We start from the raw sequence: 17,180 nt of genomic DNA on the forward strand, positions 1-17,180 counted from the left end.
GATTCAATACTCTGTCATCAGGCCTGCAGTGCTTGCGCATCATGCATGGCCTGCCAGACTGCCAGCGCGGCCACCGTGTCCTTCACGTCGTGGACACGCACAATTCTGGCCCCTCGCTCGACCGCCAGCAATGCCGCCGCCACACTGGGCACCATGCGCTGATCCACGGGCAGGCCGCTGACCTGCCCCAGAGAACCCTTGCGCGACCAGCCTGCCAGCAGCGGGAAGTCTAGGCCCAGCAGCTCACGCTGATGTGCAAGCAAGGCAAAATTTTGTACCACGCTCTTGCCGAAGCCAATACCGTAGTCCCAGGCGATGCGCGAGCGTGCGACGCCTGCGTCGAGCAAGGGCTGCGTCGCCTGCAGCAGAAAGTCCCGCACCTGCGCCACGGCGTTGCCCTGCATATGCTCCAGATGCATGTCCTGCGGGGTCTTGTGCATATGCATCAGACATACCCCACAGCTGTCGTGCCGGCTCACCACTTCGAAGGCGCCGGGCTGGCGCAGCGCCCAGATGTCATTGATGATGTCGGCCCCGAGATCCAGGGCTGCCACCATGACTTCGGGCTTGTAGGTATCGATGGAGATGGGCACATCGAGCTTGACGGCCTCGCGCAGCACGGGCAGAACACGAGCCAGCTCGTCCTCCAGGCTGACTGCGGGTGAGCCCGGCCTGGTGGATTCGCCGCCTATGTCCAGAATATGCGCGCCCTGTGCCAGCAGCAGCTCTGCATGGGCCATGGCCTGGGATACCCCGGCATGCTTGCCGCCGTCAGAAAAGGAATCCGGGGTCACATTCACGATGCCCATGACCTGGGGCTTGTCGAGCTGCAAGAGAAAACGCGAGGTTTGCCACTGTTGCGACATAGATCTTCCGATATCTGAGAGTACAAAAACAAAAGGCCCCTGAGGGACCTTATGTTGCGGAGACTTGGCGCTTAAGCCGTAGTCGGTGAAGGCTCGGCATTCGATGCGGGATTGCCTCCAGAGGAGTTGCCGCCATCCGACGAGGGCGGATTGCGAGGCGTCCAGTCCTTGGGAGGACGAGGCTCCTTGCCAGCCATGATGTCGTTGAGCTGTTCGGAGTCGATCGTCTCCCAGTCCAGCATGGCCTTGGCCATGGCGTGCATCTTGTCGCTGTTGTCTTCGATCAGCTTGCGCGCCAGCGCATATTGCTCGTCGATGATGCGACGCACTTCGTCGTCCACCTTCTGCATGGTGGACTCGGACAGATTGGAGCCTCGGCTGAAGGTACGACCCAGGAAGGGCTCGCCTTCCTGTTCGGAGTAGACCATGGTGCCCAGCGCATCGCTCATGCCGTAGCGCGTCACCATGTCACGGGCGATCTGGGTCGCACGCTCGAAGTCGTTCGAGGCACCAGTCGTCATCTGGTTCATGAACACTTCTTCGGCGATACGTCCGCCGAACAGCATGGCGATCTGGTTGAGCATGTACTCCTTGTCGTAGGAGTAGCGGTCCTTCTCGGGCAGGCTCATGGTCACGCCCAGCGCACGACCGCGCGGGATGATGGTGACCTTGTGCACGGGATCGCACTTGGGCAGCAGCTTGCCGATGAGGGCGTGGCCCGCCTCATGGTAGGCCGTATTGCGGCGCTCTTCCTCGGGCATGACCATGGACTTGCGCTCGGGGCCCATGATGATCTTGTCCTTGGCCTTCTCGAAGTCCTGCATCTCCACTGTGCGAGCATTGCGGCGTGCCGCCATCAGAGCCGCTTCGTTGCAGAGATTGGCCAGATCGGCACCCGACATGCCTGGCGTGCCGCGCGCGATGATGGCGGGGTTCACGTCCTGGCCCACGGGAATCTTGCGCATGTGCACGTTCAGGATCTGCTCGCGGCCACGGATATCGGGCAGCGTCACATAGACCTGGCGGTCGAAGCGGCCGGGGCGCAGCAAGGCTGCGTCGAGAATGTCGGGACGGTTGGTTGCCGCCACCACGATCACGCCGAGGTTGGTCTCGAAACCATCCATCTCGACCAGCATCTGGTTCAGAGTCTGCTCGCGCTCGTCGTTGCCGCCGCCCATGCCGGCGCCGCGCTGACGACCGACGGCGTCGATTTCGTCGATGAAGATGATGCAGGGTGCATTCTTCTTGGCGTTTTCGAACATGTCGCGCACGCGGGCCGCGCCCACGCCGACGAACATTTCAACGAAATCGGAACCCGAGATCGAGAAGAAAGGCACCTTGGCCTCGCCCGCAATCGACTTGGCCAGCAGCGTCTTGCCGGTGCCGGGAGGACCGACCAGCAGCAGACCACGGGGAATACGACCGCCGAGCTTCTGGAACTTGTTGGGGTCCTTGAGGAAGTCCACGACTTCCTTGACCTCTTCCTTGGCCTCATCGGCACCCGCCACGTCGGCAAAGGTGACGGTGTTGCTGTTCTCGTCGAGCATGCGTGCCTTGGACTTGCCGAAGCTGAAGGCGCCGCCCTTGCCGCCGCCCTGCATCTGGCGCATGAAGTACACCCATACGCCGATCAACAGCAGCATGGGGCCCCAGCTCACGAGCAGCGTCATGAGCAGCGAGCCTTCTTCACGTGGCTTGACGTCGAACTTGACGTTGTTGTTGATCAGGTCGCCCACCAGGCCACGATCCAGATAGGTGGCTGTAGTGCGGATCTTGCGATCATCGGTGGTGGTGGCTACGACCTCGGTACCGCCGGCACCTTCCTGAATGGTGGCGCTCTTGATACGGTTGTTGCGCACTTGCTCCAGGAATTCCGAGTAGCCAACATGAGAGGCACCGCCAGTACCTCGGGTGTCAAACTGTTTGAACACCGTAAACAGCACCATGGCGATGACCAGCCAGACGGCGACTTTTGAAAACCACTGATTGTTCAAGCGGGGCTCCAATGGAATATTCAGACGTAAAGGCCCGGAGGGGACTCCAGACCTAGTTGAGGTTCATTTTAGGTGTTTCAAGCGCCCAGGACGCCTATTTCCCCCTATAGCGGCCATAGGCAAGCCATGGTCCGACAGCCAATCGGCTCTAAGCCTGTGTTTTATCAGGGCTTTGCGCTATCAGTTTCACTGACTTGCTGCAGCAAGGCATGAGGTCAAATGCCCCTATGCAAGCAGGCAACTGCATCAGGAGCCCTGCTTCAGCCCCATCCCCACCAGGAAAATCTCGGCAGACCGGTCGCGCGAGGCCTTGGGCTTGATGGGCTTAACCACCTTGAAGGTCTGCTTGAACAGATCCACCAGCTCGTTGTAGCCGCTGCCGTGGAAAAGCTTGACCACCAGCGCACCCTCAGGCTTCATGTTGTTGATCGCGAAATCGACGGCCATCTCGATGAGCACCGCGACCCGCGCCCCGTCCGTGGCGCCATGGCCCGACAGATTGGGCGCCATGTCCGAGACCACCACGTCGGCCTTGCCGCCGCCCATGGCTTCCTCCAGCTGCGCCAGCACCGCCTCCTCACGGAAGTCGCCCTGGATGTAATGCACGCCCTCTATGGGCTCCATGGGCAACAGGTCCAGCGAGATGATGCGGCCGTTGAGCTCGCCCACGGCCGCACCGCTGGGCGAGAGACGACGGCGCACATACTGGCTCCAGGCACCGGGCGCGCAGCCCAGGTCCACCACGGTGTGACCGGGCTGAATCAGCTTGAGCGACTCGTCAATTTCCTTGAGCTTGTAGGCCGCGCGGGCACGATAACCGTCCTTCTGGGCGGCTTTCACATACGGGTCATTGATGTGATCGTGCAGCCAATTCTTATTGACCTTCTTGCTTTTGGTTTTGGTTTTCATGCCTGAATTCTCGCAGCCTTGATAATACGGGTATGCCCCAAATTGAATTAACTCCCGCGCAGCGCCGGGAACACCGCGCCGAAGCCCACCATCTGGACCCCGTCGTCCTCATCGGTGGCGATGGTCTGACCACTGCCGTTCAGAAGGAAGTGGACGCCGCACTCAATGCCCATGGTCTGATCAAGGTCCGCGTTTTCGGCGACGACCGTGCAGTCCGCGAGCAGATCTATCAACAACTTTGTGACGAGCTGAACGCGGCTCCCATCCAGCACATCGGCAAGCTGCTGGTGCTGTGGCGCCCTATTCCCGAAAAGGAAAAGGCCTTTGACGAAGACCGCATGCCCGGTCCTCGCGACGTCAAGGTGCTCAAGTTCGGCCGCGCCGGCCAGAAGCCCGAAGTCAAGCAACTGCGCGTGCTCGGCAACCAGCGCCTGACCGCCGGCGGCACCATCAAGCGCGCCAAGCCCAAGCAGAAGTCGGTCAAAAAAGGCCGTCAGGACTGATCTGCCGATCAGCCCAGTCTGCCCGTCCATCCGCCTTATTTCCTCGCCGAGACCGCCAATCCATGGTTCAGACCACACAGCAGCCACGCCATATTCTTTGCATGAAATGGGGCACCAAATACGGCCCGGAGTACGTCAACCGACTCTATGCCATGGTGCGCCGCCATCTCAGCGGAGATTTTCGCTTTGTCTGCCTGACCGACAGCACAGAGGGGATTCGCTCCGAAGTGGAGTGCTTTCCCATTCCCGACCTGAACATTCATCTGGCTCCCGGCCAGCGTGACGGCGCCTGGAAGAAGCTGACCACCTTCGAGCGCGACCTGCATGGCCTAAAGGGTCAGGCTCTGTTCCTGGACCTGGATGTGGTGATCGTGGGCAGCCTCGATGAGTTCTTCACGCTGCCTGGCGAGTTCCGCATCATTCACGACTATCCGCGCTTCTGGCGCTTTGGCGAGCGCATTGTCGGCAACTCCTCGGTCTACCGCTTCGAGCTGGGCGCCCATGCCGATGTGCTGGAGCATTTCCGGGCGCACACCGAAGAAATGCGTGCCAAGTACCGCAACGAGCAGGAGTACCTGTCGCACTTTCTGCACAAGCAGGGCAAGCTGGACTACTGGCCTGCCGCTTGGTGCCCCAGCTTCAAGTACTACTGCATTCCGACCTGGCCCAGCAATTACTGGAAGGAGCCGCTGCCGCCCGCCGATGCGCGCATCGTGATCTTCCACGGCGAAGTGAACCCGCCCGACGCCCTGGAAGGCCGTCGCAACAAGCGCTTTCGCCATATCGAGCCGGCTAGGTGGATCGAGAAGGCCTGGGGCTGAAGGACGGCTGCAGTTGCAGCCTCAAAAACAGAAGGCGTTGACCGCGAGGTTCAACGCCTTTTTTTGTGCCCGCCTGACCGGTGGATCAGCGCGAGCCCGGCCTTGTCAGCGGTGTCAGCGATACTTGGCATCGACCAGCGGATGCCCCTTCATGCGCGAGAGAATCGACAGCGGGCTGGCCGCCGGGTTGTATTCGCTGCCGGGCGGCAGGAACAAGGTCTGCTCCAGCATGTACTGCCCCGACATGACGGCATGCACGGCCTGATCGGAAAAGCACACCCAGGAGGAGCCTGCCGCGAAAGGCACGGTCTCCTGCGGCGCATTCTTCTGGTAGTCGGCGTCGCCCTTCATGCCGTCGTGCAGCTGCAGCATCAGATGATCGTATTCGCTGCGATAGGACTTGGTCACATGCAGCAGCTCCAGTGCCTTGGCCTGCCAGGCGCTGTAGGGCTTGGCACGCGGCACGAAACGCTTGGCCACATCGGTGAAAGGCTCGCCCACACGCCACACGCGCGGCTGGCCCTCCGGATTGACATTGGTGAACACGCGCAGAATGCGCTCGCCATAGTTGGGCCGCGAAGGAAAGGCATCCACATGCATGCGCTTGTCGTCGGCACGCCAGGACTGCGCCCGCGTTTCCACCTGCGAGGGGCGGTAGCTGGTGGGCGCCATGCGCACCAGCGGCATATAGGCGGGGAACAGCCCTGCGATCAGCGCCGTGGCCTGCTCGCGAAAGCGTCGGACCATGGCCGCCACCTGGGCCTGCGTGGCCTCGTCGCCCGCCACGCCCTTGATCGAGCCATCCACGTTGAGGCTGATATTGCGCGTCTTGGGATCGCGCACATCGGGACGCAGCAGGGTTTTTTCCTGCTCGGAGAGCTGAAAGCTCAGCTGCGGAAAGTACAGCACCTTGCCAGCCTCGACGGCAGCAGTCCATTCATCGCACCCCTGGACCTTGCTCCAGTCGGTCGCGTCGATTTTTACGATTTGAGATTCCATGGCCTGGGCAGTGTACTCCCCGCAGCTGGCGCGGGCTTGCACTGGATCAAGCCGGCTTGCGCGCGCCCGCCACACGCCACAGCACGATGGCGGCGCACAGCCACTGCAGCGCATACATGCCGGTGCCCACGCTGTGCCAGAGCCTGAGGTTCTCGCGCGCCACGATCTTGGGTGACACGCCGTACTGCACCAGCAGCGCCAGCAACATGCCGGCGATCACAAAACCGATAGCTGCTTGCGCCCATTGCTCAAGCTTTTCAGCATGCTTTCGCTTTGAAAACACCAGCAGAAAAGCGCAACATGCTATGGAAATCCAAGTCTGCGCGGCGAACAACTTGGCCGCCATAAAACCCGCCAGAGCCGGCGTGGGCAGATGGGCAAACAGCATGGGCACGGCCACAAAGCCGATGGCGCTCAGGCTGCCCCACCACAGAGCCGCAAAGAAAACGGGAAAGCGTTCAAACATCATGGCGAAATTTCAGCATGGCAGAGCGCAAACCAGAGATGCCGAGCAAGAGCCGCCTCGCAGCAAGGGCATCGTCCCCTCCCGCAGTGCGAAGCGCGTAGAGAGAGGGGAAGGCGCGCAGCGCCTCAGGGGTGATTAGATGTACTTTACGCCTACGATCTCGTAGCGGCGCTCGCCGCCCGGTGCCTGCACCACGGCGGTATCGCCCTCTTCCTTGCCGATCAAGGCGCGGGCAATCGGGCTGGACACATTGATCAGGCCGTGCTTGAGATCGGCCTCGTCCTCGCCCACGATCTGGTAGGTCACGGCCGAGCCGCTGTCTTCATCTTCCAGATCCACGGTCGCGCCGAACACCACGCGGCCGCCGGCATCCAGCTCGGTAGGATCGATCACCTGCGCGGCGGACAGCTTGCCTTCGACCTCGATGATGCGGCCTTCGATGAAGCCCTGCTGCTCCTTTGCGGATTCGTATTCGGCGTTTTCGCTCAGGTCACCCTGGGCACGGGCCTCTGCAATGGCTTGAATGACCGCGGGACGATCCACCGTCTTCAGGCGTTGCAGTTCCACCTTGAGCTTTTCTGCTCCGCGCTTGGTGATTGGGATGGTGGCCATGATCAAGTCTCCAAATTCAGCAAACGCCGCGCCCAGCGCGGCACCTCTCGCACAGGCCTGAGTGACAACGTCAAACAGGGGCCTGTGCCCCAAAAGCAAACCGCCGCACGTTGCCGCGCGGCGGTTCAAATACATTACCGGAGATTATGCCGTGTTTGCCGCGGCACAAGTGCGGTAAAAACCCGGCAGCCCTTGCGGGCTGCCTCGGGCGTCAGCCTTTTCAGGCCTTGGTCAGCATGGCATGCAGCTCTTGCACCGAGTGCACGTCCAGGCTGCCGCGCATGGCCTTCATGCCTTCCACGGCCGCTTCCGCGCCGAAGATGGTGGTGAAGGTGGTCACGCGTGCCAGCAGCGCGCTGGTACGGATCTGGCGCGAGTCGGCGATGGCGTTGCGGCGCTCTTCCACGGTGTTGATGACCAGGGCGATTTCGCCGTTCTTGATCATGTCCACGATGTGGGGGCGACCCTCGGTGACCTTGTTCACGGTCTGCACCTCGATGCCGGCCTCGGCAATCGCCGTGGCCGTGCCGCGTGTGGCGCACAGGCTGTAACCCATGGCGGCCAGTTCCTTGGCCACGGCCACGGCACGGGTCTTGTCGTTGTTCTTCACCGACAGGAAGACCTTGCCTTCGGCAGGCAGGTGCACGCCGGCACCCATCTGGCTCTTGACAAAGGCTTCGCCAAAGGTCTTGCCCACGCCCATGACTTCACCGGTGGACTTCATCTCGGGGCCGAGGATGGTGTCCACACCGGGGAACTTCACGAACGGAAACACGGCTTCCTTGACGCTGAAGTAAGGCGGCGTGACTTCCTTGGTGATGCCCTGCTCGGCCAGAGTCTGGCCGGCCATGCAGCGTGCGGCCACCTTGGCCAGTTGCACGCCGGTGGCCTTGGAGACGAAGGGCACGGTGCGAGAGGCGCGGGGATTCACTTCCAGCACGTAGATCACGTCCTGGCCGTCCGCTTCCTTGATGGCGAACTGCACGTTCATCAGGCCCACCACATGCAGGCCTTCGGCCATGGCTGCGGTCTGGCGCTTGATTTCAGCGACGGTTTCGGCCTTCAGGTAGTAAGGAGGCAGCGAGCAGGCGGAGTCACCGGAGTGAACGCCGGCTTGCTCGATGTGCTCCATCACGCCGCCGATGTACACGGCGCCGGTCTTGTCGCGCACGCAGTCCACGTCGCACTCGATGGCGTTGGACAGGAAGTGGTCCAGCAGCACGGGAGAGTCGTTGGAGACCTTCACGGCTTCGCGCATGTAGCGCTCGAGGTCGCGCTGCTCGTGCACGATTTCCATGGCACGGCCGCCCAGCACATAGGAAGGACGCACCACCAGGGGGTAACCCAGGCCGGCAGCCTTTTCCAGGGCTTCGGCTTCGGTACGCGCAGTGGCGTTGGGAGGCTGACGCAGACCCAGTTCGTTGAGCAGCTTCTGGAAGCGCTCGCGGTCTTCGGCGGCATCGATCATGTCGGGCGTGGTGCCGATGATCTTCACGCCTTCGCGCTCCAGGCCCAGGGCCAGCTTCAGAGGCGTCTGACCACCGTACTGCACGATCACGCCTTCGGGCTGCTCCACATCCACGATTTCCAGCACGTCTTCCAGCGTCAGGGGCTCGAAGTACAGGCGATCGGAAGTGTCGTAGTCGGTGGACACGGTTTCGGGGTTGCAGTTGACCATGATGGTTTCGTAACCATCTTCGCGCATGGCCATGGCGGCGTGCACGCAGCAATAGTCGAACTCGATGCCCTGGCCGATACGGTTCGGGCCACCGCCCAGCACCATGATCTTCTTCTTGTCCGTGGGAGCGGCTTCGCACTCTTCGTCATACGTGGAGTACATGTATGCGGTGTTGGAAGAGAACTCTGCCGCGCAGGTGTCCACGCGCTTGAACACGGGACGCACCTTCAGCGCCTTGCGCGCTTCGCGCACGGCCTTGTCGCTGGTGTGCAGCAGCTTGGCCAGGCGGCGATCGGAGAAGCCCTTTTGCTTGAGGCTGCGCAGGGTCTGCGCATCCAGAGCCGCCAGAGCGCCTTCGCCCTTTTCTTCGTACAGCTTGTCCAGCTCGAGTTCGATCTTGACGATCTCTTCGATCTGCACCAGGAACCACTTGTCGATCTTGGTGATGTTGTGCACTTCGTCCAGCGACCAACCGGCAGCGAAAGCGTCGCCCACATACCAGATGCGGTCGGGACCGGGCTCGCCCAGTTCCTTTTCCAGGATTTCGCGGTCCTGGGTCTTTTCGTTCATGCCGTCCACGCCCACTTCCAGGCCGCGCAAGGCCTTCTGGAAGGATTCCTGGAAGGTACGGCCGATGGCCATCACTTCGCCCACGGACTTCATCTGCGTGGTCAGCCGGTTGTCGGCAGCAGGGAACTTCTCGAAGGCGAAACGCGGGATCTTGGTGACCACGTAGTCGATCGAAGGCTCGAACGAAGCGGGGGTCTTGCCACCGGTGATTTCGTTCTTGAGCTCGTCCAGCGTGAAGCCCACGGCCAGCTTGGCCGCGATCTTGGCGATGGGGAAGCCCGTGGCCTTGGAAGCCAGTGCCGAGGAACGCGAGACGCGGGGGTTCATCTCGATGACGATCATGCGACCGTCCTTGGGATTCACCGAGAACTGCACGTTGGAGCCACCCGTGTCCACACCGATTTCGCGCAGAACGGCCAGAGATGCATTACGCATGATCTGGTATTCCTTGTCGGTCAGTGTCTGGGCCGGCGCTACGGTGATGGAGTCACCGGTGTGCACGCCCATGGGGTCCAGGTTTTCGATGGAGCAGACGATGATGCAGTTGTCGGCGGTGTCGCGCACCACTTCCATCTCGTACTCTTTCCAGCCCAGCAGGGATTCTTCGATCAGCAGCTCGTTGGTGGGCGAAGCCTCCAGACCGCGCTTGCAGATGGTTTCGAATTCCTCGGGGTTGTAGGCAATGCCGCCGCCGGTGCCGCCCAGCGTGAAGCTGGGGCGGATGACGGTGGGGAAGCCCATCTGCTTTTGCACGGCCCAGGCTTCGTCCATGGAGTGGGCGATGCCGGAGCGCGCGGAGCCCAGACCGATCTTGGTCATGGCGTCCTTGAACTTCAGACGGTCTTCGGCCTTGTCGATAGCTTCGGGCTTGGCACCGATCAGCTCGACCTTGTACTTGTCCAGCACGCCGTTCTTCCACAGGTCCAGCGCGCAGTTCAGCGCGGTCTGGCCGCCCATGGTGGGCAGGATGGCATCGGGACGTTCCTTGGCAATGATCTTCTCGACCGTCTGCCAGGTGATGGGCTCGATGTAGGTGACGTCGGCCGTGGCCGGGTCCGTCATGATCGTGGCAGGGTTGCTGTTGATCAGGATGACCTTGTAACCCTCTTCGCGCAGGGCCTTGCAGGCCTGCACGCCGGAGTAGTCAAACTCGCAGGCCTGACCGATCACGATGGGACCGGCGCCAATGATCAGAATGCTTTTAAGGTCGTTGCGCTTAGGCATTGTTGTGTTTCTCCATCAGCGCTGTGAAGCGGTCAAACAGATAGCCGATATCGTTGGGGCCGGGCGATGCTTCGGGGTGACCCTGGAAGCAGAAGGCAGGCACATCGGTGCGCTCCAGACCTTGCAGCGTGCCGTCAAACAGGCTGATGTGCGTGGCGCGGGCATTGGCGGGCAGCGACTCGATCTCCACCGCAAAACCGTGGTTCTGGCTGGTGATGCTGACGCGACCGGAGTCCAGGTCCTTCACGGGGTGGTTGGCGCCGTGATGGCTGTTCTGCATCTTGAAGGTCTTGGCGCCGGAGGCCAGAGCCATGATCTGGTGACCCAGGCAGATGCCGAACAGAGGCTTCTTGGCGGCCATGATCTCTTGCGCAGCGGCAATGGCGTAGTCGCAAGGCTCGGGGTCGCCAGGGCCGTTGGACAGGAACACGCCGTCGGGGTTCAGGGCCAGTACGTCCTTGGCAGGCGTCTGGGCAGGCACCACGGTCACGTCGCAGCCGCGCTCGGCCAGCATGCGCAGAATGTTCTTCTTCACGCCGAAGTCGTAGGCCACGACCTTGAACCTGGGCGCTTCGAGCTGGCCGTAGCCTTCGCCCAGCTTCCACTCGGTTTCAGCCCAGGGATAGGACTTGTCGGTGGTCACGACCTTGGCCAGATCCAGACCCTTCATGCTGGGTGCGGCCTTGGCTGCGGCGATGGCCTCGTCGATCTTGGCCTGGGTGACTTCTTCACCAGCGGCCAGACCCACGATTGCGCCGTTCTGCGCGCCGTGATCACGCAGCAGTCGCGTGAGCTTGCGGGTGTCGATATTGGCGATGGCGACGGTCTTACCTTCGGTCAGGTACTCGGACAGCGTCTGCGTGCTTCGGAAGTTGCTGGCCAGCAGGGGCAGGTTCTTGATGATGAGACCTGCGGCATGGATCTTGTCAGCTTCGACGTCTTCAGGATTGACACCGTAGTTGCCGATGTGCGGATACGTGAGTGTCACGATCTGCTGGCAATAGCTGGGGTCGGTGAGGATTTCCTGGTAGCCGGTCAGCGAGGTGTTGAAAACGACTTCGCCAACAGTGGTGCCTTGCGCACCAATCGAGTTGCCAATAAAGACCGTGCCGTCTGCGAGCGCCAGAATGGCGGATGGGAAATTTCCCTTGAGAGACAAAAGCACTGGGTTCTCCGGTTTTTTAATTACGGTTACGCCCAACGAAGCCCCGGCGTGTGCGCTGGGACATTTGTGTCTGCAGGGAATGGCGAGGAAGCGTCGCTAGGCGTATGAAGGAATGCTTGAAAGCCGCCCATTATAGGCTCTGTCCGCTTCACCCCTTTGAAGCGCCCCGGGATTACCCTCTACGGCGTAGCATGCTTACGCTGCTCGCATGCAGGCAGATCGCGGCCGCAGCGGCCACATTGAGTGACTCCTCACCTCCGGGCTGCGCAATGCTGATGCGGCGCTGCGCCATCTCCATCAGCGCCTCGCCCACACCCTGCCCTTCGTGACCCATGGCCCAGGCACAGGGCCAGGGCAGATCAGCCTCATGAATCAATGTCCCCTGATGGGAACTGGTCACTACCAGGGGCACTTGCAGGGCTTTCACATCCTCGACCGAGGCCGCCTCGACCAGATGCAGACCGAAGTGAGCGCCCATTCCTGCGCGCAGCACCTTCTGACTCCACAGCGCGGCCGTGCCCTTGAGCGCCACAATCTGGGTGAAACCGAAGGCCGACGCGCTGCGCAGGATACTGCCCACGTTGCCGGCATCCTGCACGCGGTCCAGCACCACGGTGGCGATGCCGGACTGCGCCTGCAAGGCCGCGTCCCAGTCCATCACATAGCCCATGCGGGCGGGAGATTCCAGACTGCTGATCTCGTCGAACAAGGCATCGGCCAGCACCACGACCTTGCTGGCAGCCTGCACCCACTCTTCGGGCGCCTGGGGCCAGAAAGACTGCGCAAAAACGGCAACCTTTGGTTTCAGATCCCGCACCAGGGCCGCACGGCAAAGATGATCGCCTTCCAGCCAGACCTGCCCCTGTTTGCGGTAGGCCGTGCTGTCCTGGGACAGGCGGCGCAGTTCCTTGACGAAAGCGTTGTCGCGCGAATGAATGTCCGTGACCTGGGGGCGTGCAGCCATGTCGACCTCTGAGAAAAAACAAAAACCCGGCATGCAAGCGCCTGGCCGGGCCTGAAAAAAGAACACGACTTACGCAAAACGGGTTCAGGCCGGGCGACTGCCTCAGAAGGCAGGCCGTCGTGGCATTCTTGTTCGCGTAAGTCCCAAAGAAGATAGAGCGCCCGAGCAGCCCCTGCGCCCCACTCGGGAATGCAGGCCCGACCATCAGGCGCGCATCAGACGTAGAGCAAAGCCTGCGACATCTGCAGGCTGGAAGTCACCCCCGACAGCCCGGTCTCGCACAGCACGGGCTGGGCCGCTGCGCCAGCGCACACCTGGCCGGCCTGCAGCACCTGGGCCACGGGGGCAAAAGAGCGCCTGTGCTCGGCCGTCGCACCGTGGGCACGCAAGGCCTGCAGATGCGCGGCCGTGCCATAGCCCTTGTGTCCTGCAAAGCCGTACTGCGGATACTGGGCGTCCAGGCGTTCGCACCAGCGGTCGCGCGTGACCTTGGCCAAGATGGAGGCCGCCGAAATGGCCTGCACCAGCGAGTCACCCTTGACGATGGCCTCTGCCTGCACATCGATCTGAGGCAGCTGGTTGCCATCCACCAGCACCAGCACGGGCTTGAGGCGCAAACCCATCACCGCGCGGCGCATGGCCAGCAGCGTGGCCTTGAGGATGTTGATCTCGTCGATCTCCTGCACCGAGGCCTGCGCTATGCAAAAGCACAGCGCCTTGGCGCGGATCTCGTCGTAGAGCACCTCGCGACGGTTGGCCGTGAGCTTCTTGGAATCGTTCAGCCCGGCAATGGGCTTCATGTCGTCCAGAATGACGGCAGCAGCCACCACCGGGCCGGCCAGGGGGCCGCGCCCTGCCTCATCCACCCCGGCAACCAGCCCGGGCGGATGCCAGGGCAGGCAGCCTTGCTCAAGCAGCGGGGGTGGCAATGATTTTTTGGATCGCATGGGCAGCCAGTTCGGCGGTATCGCGGCGCAGTTCGTGATGTAGCGCGGTGAAGCGCTCAACCAGCGCTTCAATGGTGACAGGAGAATCCTGGCTGGCTCTGAGCCAGCCCAGCGCGGCCTGGGCCAGTGCCTCGGGCGTTGCCGCATCCTGCAGCAGCTCGGGCACGACGAAGTCGCCGCACAGAATATTGGGCAGTCCCACCCAGGGCTGCAGTTGCTTGCGCTTCATGAGGCGCCAGCTCCAGGGGTGCATGCTGTAGCTGATGACCATGGGACGCTTGTAGAGCGCGGCCTCCAGCGTGGCGGTGCCGCTGGCAATCAGCGTGCAGTCGCAGGCCGCCAGCACATCGTGGGACTGGCCCTTGACGATCAGGCATCGGTCCTGCATGCCGGCCTCGGCCGCAATGCGCTGCACTTCCTCGTAGAGCGAAGGCACGGCCGGCACCACGATCCGGGTCTGCGGCAACGCCTTCTGGACCAGCGCCGCAGCCTTGAAAAAGCCCGAGGCGATATAACGCACCTCGGAGCGGCGGCTGCCGGGCAGCAGGGCCAGCACCAGACCCTCTTCGGCCAGGCCCAGGCGCGCACGCGCGGCCGCCCTGTCGGGATGCAACGGAATCACCTGCGCCAGCGGATGGCCGACGTAGGTGGCTTCGATGCCATGCTGGGCCAGCAGCTCGGGCTCGAACGGAAAGATGCACAGCACATGGTCAGCCGCGCGCCGGATTTTCTCCACGCGATCGGCACGCCAGGCCCAGATCGAAGGGCAGACAAAATGCACGGTCTTGATGCCGGCTTCGCGCAAGCCCGTTTCCAGCCCCAGGTTGAAGTCGGGCGCATCCACGCCCACGAACACCGAGGGCGGATGCGCAATCAGGCGCTGGCGCAGCTTTTTGCGAATTCCGAGCAGTTCGGCCACGCGGGCCAGCACTTCCCAGCTGTAGCCGTGCACGGCCAGACGCTCGGACTGCCACCAGGCGTCAAAGCCGCGCTCCTGCATCCTGTCGCCGCCGATCCCCATGGAGCTTGCATCGGGCCAGCGCTGACGCAGACCGTCCAGCAACAGCGAAGCCAGCAGATCGCCCGAGGCCTCGCCTGCCACCATGGCGATGCGGGGCGCTACGGAATCCGCAGCAGCTTGCGCTTGCTTATTAGGCATTTCAGAGCTATTCACGACTCAAATCCAGATGGAGACAGCGCAAGCTGCTATCAACGTGTGATGCCACTGGTCGCCGATGACAGAAAGGACTGCATGAAGTCCACATCCTGCACGGCTTCGGGCGTTGCCAACTTGATCGCATCCATGGCCGCAATGGCCTGCTCCAGCGTCAGGCCCTGGCGGTACAGCAGCTTGTGCATCTCGCGCACCGCGGCAATACGCGCATCCGAGAAACCGCGGCGCTTGAGACCGATCAGATTCACGCTGCGCGCGGCCAGCGGATTGCCATCCACCGTCATGAAGGGCGGCACATCCTTGTTCACATGGGCCTGAAAGCCCACCATGGCGTGCGCGCCGATGCGCATGCGTTGCAGCACGCCGGTCAGCCCACCGATGGTCACCCAGTCGCCGACATGCACATGGCCTGCCAGCGTTGTGTTGTTGGCCAGCGTGGTCTGGTTGCCGATGACGCAGTCATGCGCGATGTGCACATAGGCCATGATCCAGTTGTCATTGCCGATGATGGTCTCGCCGCGGTCCTGCATGGTGCCGGTGTTGAAGGTACAGAACTCGCGCACGGTGTTGCGGTCACCCATCACCAGACGCGTGAGCTCGCCCGCGTACTTCTTGTCCTGGGGCTGCGCACCCAGCGATGCGAACTGGAAGATGTGGTTGTCTTCACCAATCGTGGTGTCGCCCTCGATCACGCAATGCGCGCCCACCTTGCTGCGGGCGCCAATGCGCACCCTGGGGCCGATGACGGCATACGGCCCCACCGACACCGAGGTGTCGAGCTGGGCCGCGGGGTCCACCAGGGCGGTGGGATGAATCAAGCTCACAGCCGCCATCAATGCTTATCCCACGTGGCGCATGGTGCACATCAGCTGGGCTTCGGCAGCCACTTCGCCATCCACGCTGGCGACGGCATTGAACTTCCAGATGCCGCCGCGCACGCGGTCGATGGTGATCTCCAGGGCCAGCTGGTCTCCCGGCACCACGGGGCGCTTGAAGCGCGCCGAGTCGATACCCACGAAGTAGTAGATATTGTTTTCGTCGGGCACCTGACCCATGGCATCGAAAGCCAGCAGGCCGGCGGCCTGGGCCAGAGCTTCAAGAATCAGCACGCCGGGCATGACGGGACGGCCGGGGAAGTGCCCGGTGAAGAACGGCTCGTTGAAGGTGACGTTCTTGATCGCCTTGATGCGTGTGTTGCGCTCAAGCTCCAGCACCCGGTCCACCAGAAGAAAGGGATAGCGGTGAGGCAGTTGCTTGAGAATTTCTTGAATATCCATCATCAATTTCCGTTGTTGCTTTGCCGGCCCTCAGCCAGCGCTTGTTCAAGCTTCTTGACCCGCTCCCGGAGCGTGTACAGCTGCCTGAAGGTTGCAGCGTTCTTTTCCCATTGCTCGTTTTCTTGCAGCGGAAAGATGCCTGTATAAAAACCTGCCTTGGGCAAGGAGCGAGTGACCATGGAGGTCGGCGAAATCACCGTACCGTCCGCAATCGTCAAATGCCCCAGGATATTGGCCGCGCCACCGATCTGGCAGTGCCTGCCAATGCGCGCACTGCCCGCAATACCGGTATTGCCGGCAATCACCGTATGCGCGCCAATATGAACATTGTGGGCAATCTGCACGAGATTATCGATCTTGACACCGTCTTCGATGATGGTGTCGTCGAGTGCCCCACGATCCACGCAGGTGTTGGCGCCGATTTCCACATCGTTGCCGATGCGCACGGCCCCCAGCTGCTCGATCTTCTCCCATCGGCCTGCCGATGGCGCAAAGCCGAAACCGTCGGCTCCGATGACCACGCCCGGATGCACGATGCAGCGCTCGCCCACCACACAGCCCTGGCCTATGGTGACGCGCGACTTCAGTACCGTATCGGCACCGATGACGGCGCCCGCCTCCACCACGCACTGCGGCCCCACACAGGCGCTGGCATGCACCTGGGCCGTGGCATCCACCACGGCGCTGGCATGAATGCCGCTGGGCCTGCCGCCTTGCTGATGCGCCTTCCACCACTGGGTGGCTCGCGCGAAATAGGCATAGGGATCGGCCGTGACAATGCAGGCACCGCGCTGCGCCGCTTCATCGCGCAGCGCCGGCGCCACAATGACACAGGCCGCCTGTGAGGCGGCCAGTTGCTGGCGATAGCGGGGATTGCTTAAAAAGCTCAGATCACCGTGACCCGCAGAGTCCAGCGGAGCGATGCGCGAGATGGTCATCTCGCGCTCGCCGCCGATCAGTTCTCCACCGAGCGCATCGAGAATCTGTCCCAATAGAACGCTCACAAAGGTA

Annotated in this window: 16 protein-coding genes; 2 read left to right on the top strand and 14 right to left on the bottom strand. The window is 62.2% G+C overall.

Annotation, left to right across the window (positions count from 1 at the left end):
- Window positions 1-17: 17 nt before the first annotated feature.
- The 3 genes from folP to O987_RS18410 form a co-directional block, all read right to left on the bottom strand.
- Window positions 18-866, bottom strand: a complete 849-nt coding sequence (folP, locus tag O987_RS18400; RefSeq protein ID WP_043373932.1) for a dihydropteroate synthase — start codon at window positions 864-866, stop codon at window positions 18-20.
- 71 nt (window positions 867-937) lie between these two features.
- Entirely contained in the window at window positions 938-2,860 is a 1,923-nt protein-coding gene (gene ftsH / locus O987_RS18405) for an ATP-dependent zinc metalloprotease FtsH (RefSeq protein WP_043376643.1), read from the bottom strand.
- 246 nt (window positions 2,861-3,106) lie between these two features.
- Window positions 3,107-3,769, bottom strand: a complete 663-nt coding sequence (locus O987_RS18410) for an RlmE family RNA methyltransferase (protein WP_003053442.1) — start codon at window positions 3,767-3,769, stop codon at window positions 3,107-3,109.
- A gap of 32 nt (window positions 3,770-3,801) precedes the next feature.
- Here O987_RS18410 and O987_RS18415 point away from each other — a divergent pair, with 32 nt between their 5' ends.
- A complete protein-coding gene (locus O987_RS18415) occupies window positions 3,802-4,272 on the top strand; it encodes a YhbY family RNA-binding protein (protein ID WP_003053441.1) in 471 nt (156 codons plus the stop codon).
- Window positions 4,273-4,334: 62 nt separating this feature from the next.
- A complete protein-coding gene (locus tag O987_RS18420; RefSeq protein ID WP_019044272.1) occupies window positions 4,335-5,093 on the top strand; it encodes a hypothetical protein in 759 nt (252 codons plus the stop codon).
- Between the two features lie 114 nt (window positions 5,094-5,207).
- Here O987_RS18420 and O987_RS18425 read toward each other — a convergent pair whose 3' ends face one another.
- From O987_RS18425 to lpxD, 11 genes are all read right to left on the bottom strand, one after another.
- On the bottom strand, window positions 5,208-6,092 hold the full coding sequence (locus O987_RS18425; protein WP_043376644.1) for a Kdo hydroxylase family protein: 885 nt from the start codon (window positions 6,090-6,092) through the stop codon (window positions 5,208-5,210).
- 46 nt (window positions 6,093-6,138) lie between these two features.
- A complete protein-coding gene (locus O987_RS18430; protein ID WP_029158828.1) occupies window positions 6,139-6,558 on the bottom strand; it encodes a DUF4149 domain-containing protein in 420 nt (139 codons plus the stop codon).
- Between the two features lie 135 nt (window positions 6,559-6,693).
- Window positions 6,694-7,170: a transcription elongation factor GreA gene (gene greA, locus O987_RS18435; RefSeq protein ID WP_003053437.1), complete on the bottom strand. Its 477-nt coding sequence runs from the start codon at window positions 7,168-7,170 to the stop codon at window positions 6,694-6,696.
- A 220-nt stretch (window positions 7,171-7,390) separates the two neighbouring features.
- Window positions 7,391-10,642 carry a carbamoyl-phosphate synthase large subunit gene (carB, locus tag O987_RS18440; protein ID WP_043373934.1) on the bottom strand — a complete coding sequence of 1,084 codons (3,252 nt, stop codon included), beginning with the start codon at window positions 10,640-10,642 and terminating at the stop codon, window positions 7,391-7,393.
- Window positions 10,635-11,807 (bottom strand): glutamine-hydrolyzing carbamoyl-phosphate synthase small subunit, encoded by a 1,173-nt coding sequence (gene carA / locus O987_RS18445; protein ID WP_003053434.1) that lies wholly within the window; start codon window positions 11,805-11,807, stop codon window positions 10,635-10,637. Before carA ends, carB begins: the two co-directional genes overlap by 8 nt.
- Window positions 11,808-11,979: 172 nt before the next feature.
- Window positions 11,980-12,771 (bottom strand): TrmH family RNA methyltransferase, encoded by a 792-nt coding sequence (locus O987_RS18450; RefSeq protein ID WP_003053430.1) that lies wholly within the window; start codon window positions 12,769-12,771, stop codon window positions 11,980-11,982.
- A gap of 215 nt (window positions 12,772-12,986) precedes the next feature.
- Window positions 12,987-13,718 carry a ribonuclease HII gene (gene rnhB / locus O987_RS18455; protein WP_043373937.1) on the bottom strand — a complete coding sequence of 244 codons (732 nt, stop codon included), beginning with the start codon at window positions 13,716-13,718 and terminating at the stop codon, window positions 12,987-12,989.
- Complete coding sequence (gene lpxB / locus O987_RS18460) at window positions 13,681-14,877, bottom strand: lipid-A-disaccharide synthase (protein WP_003053427.1); 1,197 nt, start codon at window positions 14,875-14,877, stop codon at window positions 13,681-13,683. The genes rnhB and lpxB overlap by 38 nt, the downstream gene beginning before the upstream one ends.
- Window positions 14,878-14,927: 50 nt before the next feature.
- Complete coding sequence (gene lpxA / locus O987_RS18465; protein WP_043373939.1) at window positions 14,928-15,725, bottom strand: acyl-ACP--UDP-N-acetylglucosamine O-acyltransferase; 798 nt, start codon at window positions 15,723-15,725, stop codon at window positions 14,928-14,930.
- Window positions 15,726-15,731: 6 nt separating this feature from the next.
- Window positions 15,732-16,172 (bottom strand): 3-hydroxyacyl-ACP dehydratase FabZ, encoded by a 441-nt coding sequence (fabZ, locus tag O987_RS18470; protein WP_003053425.1) that lies wholly within the window; start codon window positions 16,170-16,172, stop codon window positions 15,732-15,734.
- Window positions 16,172-17,173 carry a UDP-3-O-(3-hydroxymyristoyl)glucosamine N-acyltransferase gene (lpxD, locus tag O987_RS18475; RefSeq protein WP_003053424.1) on the bottom strand — a complete coding sequence of 334 codons (1,002 nt, stop codon included), beginning with the start codon at window positions 17,171-17,173 and terminating at the stop codon, window positions 16,172-16,174. Before lpxD ends, fabZ begins: the two co-directional genes overlap by 1 nt.
- Between the last annotated feature and the right edge of the window lie 7 nt (window positions 17,174-17,180).

This window comes from Comamonas testosteroni TK102, from assembly GCF_000739375.1.
Lineage (GTDB): Bacteria > Pseudomonadota > Gammaproteobacteria > Burkholderiales > Burkholderiaceae_C > Comamonas > Comamonas brasiliensis.

Bases quoted from the DNA above. Each gene is read 5' to 3' on its own strand.
- lpxA (WP_043373939.1), bottom strand. From the start codon at position 15,725: ATGGCGGCTGTGAGCTTGATTCATCCCACCGCCCTGGTGGACCCCGCG.
- fabZ (WP_003053425.1), bottom strand. From the start codon at position 16,172: ATGATGGATATTCAAGAAATTCTCAAGCAACTGCCTCACCGCTATCCC.
- rnhB (WP_043373937.1), bottom strand. From the start codon at position 13,718: ATGCGATCCAAAAAATCATTGCCACCCCCGCTGCTTGAGCAAGGCTGC.
- O987_RS18430 (WP_029158828.1), bottom strand. From the start codon at position 6,558: ATGTTTGAACGCTTTCCCGTTTTCTTTGCGGCTCTGTGGTGGGGCAGC.
- O987_RS18420 (WP_019044272.1), top strand. From the start codon at position 4,335: ATGGTTCAGACCACACAGCAGCCACGCCATATTCTTTGCATGAAATGG.
- lpxB (WP_003053427.1), bottom strand. From the start codon at position 14,877: ATGCCTAATAAGCAAGCGCAAGCTGCTGCGGATTCCGTAGCGCCCCGC.
- folP (WP_043373932.1), bottom strand. From the start codon at position 866: ATGTCGCAACAGTGGCAAACCTCGCGTTTTCTCTTGCAGCTCGACAAG.
- carB (WP_043373934.1), bottom strand. From the start codon at position 10,642: ATGCCTAAGCGCAACGACCTTAAAAGCATTCTGATCATTGGCGCCGGT.
- O987_RS18415 (WP_003053441.1), top strand. From the start codon at position 3,802: ATGCCCCAAATTGAATTAACTCCCGCGCAGCGCCGGGAACACCGCGCC.
- O987_RS18410 (WP_003053442.1), bottom strand. From the start codon at position 3,769: ATGAAAACCAAAACCAAAAGCAAGAAGGTCAATAAGAATTGGCTGCAC.
- O987_RS18425 (WP_043376644.1), bottom strand. From the start codon at position 6,092: ATGGAATCTCAAATCGTAAAAATCGACGCGACCGACTGGAGCAAGGTC.
- greA (WP_003053437.1), bottom strand. From the start codon at position 7,170: ATGGCCACCATCCCAATCACCAAGCGCGGAGCAGAAAAGCTCAAGGTG.
- O987_RS18450 (WP_003053430.1), bottom strand. From the start codon at position 12,771: ATGGCTGCACGCCCCCAGGTCACGGACATTCATTCGCGCGACAACGCT.